Here is a 1632-nt window from a genome sequence, read left to right as displayed (position 1 = left end):
ATAAGCTTTGCTTGTTTTCTGGAGCATAAAATAAAACCTCAATATCACTGTGATCTAAAACCCATGCCAGCTGATCCACAGGTGCCAATAAATTGAGTGGAGTAACCACGCGACCAGATGCCATAGTGGCAATAAAAACCGTTGTCGTTTGGCGGCCATTGTGCATAAATATGCCAACATGACCAGCAGCACTGATCTGATGTTCTTGGAGCCAACCCATAAAATTCTCGGCCTCAATTGCCATCTGACCATAAGATAATGTTTGATCAGTCTCTGGCGCATATAACAATGCATGATCAGGTTGAGTTTGAGCCCAACGGCTTAAGACTTGCGCCATGCTAGCGCTGTTAGTGCTAAATGTATCCACTATATTGAGCGAGATTAAGTTAGTGCTAATACGGATTATTTTGGAAACTGACTGAAATAATTTTCCAGCAAGTCCTCGACCATGGGCACCTTTTCAGTAATCGGTCTAACAATGCGAGTGGTGTTGAGATAATGACGATAGTTCATGTTATCGGAGAAATTATTTTTTCCCCAAGTACCGCAACCCATAGATAAAGAGAATGGTAGGCCATTTTCAAAACTACCTCCGGTAGCAATAGCGTGAGCTTGGTTGACTATGATCCGTGCAACTGGCAAGTGGCTTGCCAAATCATCAGCCCTACCCTCCATCACTGCTCCACTACTGGCAGTATGTAAACCAACTGAATGTCCTGCCCCTTGGAAAGAGTAGACATGTGCGATTAATTCTTTAGCCGATTGAAAATCCGGTGCGCGCCAAACTGTGAGAATCGGACTCAGCTTTTCACCTGAAAATGGAGCATCTGGACCAAAGCCGGTTTCTTCAACCATGAAAAAACGTGCGCTACTGGCTTTGGGGTGCTGCAATTTTGCTCGCTCCGCAATGACTGCTGGCGATTGCGCTGTTAGAGTTGAAGTTAACTTACCGTTGTTGAACATTACCTCATGAAGGCGTTGCTTATCAGCAGCATCTAACATGACTCCGCCTGCCCGCTCCAATGCAGCAATAGCGGCATCATAAATTGAATCGAGTAATACGGCGCCATTTTCACTTGAACAGCTAGTAGCGTTATCAAAAGTTTTCGATTGAGCAATTTTTTGAGCCGCACTATCTAGATTGGCATGCTCATCAATCATGACGAGCACATTGCCAGCACCTACCCCAAAGGCAGGAGTGCCACAAGTGTAGGCAGCCCGAATGTTTGCCTGGGAGCCAGTCGCAACCACTAAATCAGCCAGCCTCATCAATTCATGAGTAGCATCTTTTGTGATCGGGTCTGGCAACATCTGCACCAAATCTCTAGGAGCCTTGACCAAATCCAATTGCGCATGAACAAACTGCAATAAGCGTGCACAAGTAGTAAGTCCCTTTGGAGATGGCGCTATGACAACGGCATTACGGCACTTTAAGGCATTGAGTATTTTATTAATCGGAGTGGCGCCTGGATTGGTGGATGGCGTAATTGCAGCCACAACCCCCACCGGCCTTGCGTACTCAGTAATACCTGTCAGCGGATCATGGGCGATCATGCCAACTGTTTTAGCCTTTTGGAGGTCACGTACCAAGCCTAAGGTTTTACGAAAATTCTTTTTAAACTTGTCCTCAAC

General features: G+C 45.8%; 2 protein-coding genes. Both read right to left on the bottom strand.

Annotated elements, in window-relative coordinates; genetic code table 11:
- The coding region (locus B7X71_RS16570; protein ID WP_293601545.1) for a class I adenylate-forming enzyme family protein at positions 1 to 337 on the bottom strand (337 nt) is incomplete at its 3' end.
- Between the two features lie 65 nt (positions 338 to 402).
- On the bottom strand, positions 403 to 1632 hold a 1230-nt coding region (locus B7X71_RS16565), incomplete at its 5' end, for an aldehyde dehydrogenase family protein (RefSeq protein WP_293601544.1).

The organism is Polynucleobacter sp. 39-46-10 (assembly GCF_002282275.1).
Note: the sequence above shows the minus strand (reverse complement) of the source record. Positions and strands in the feature narration are given on the sequence as shown.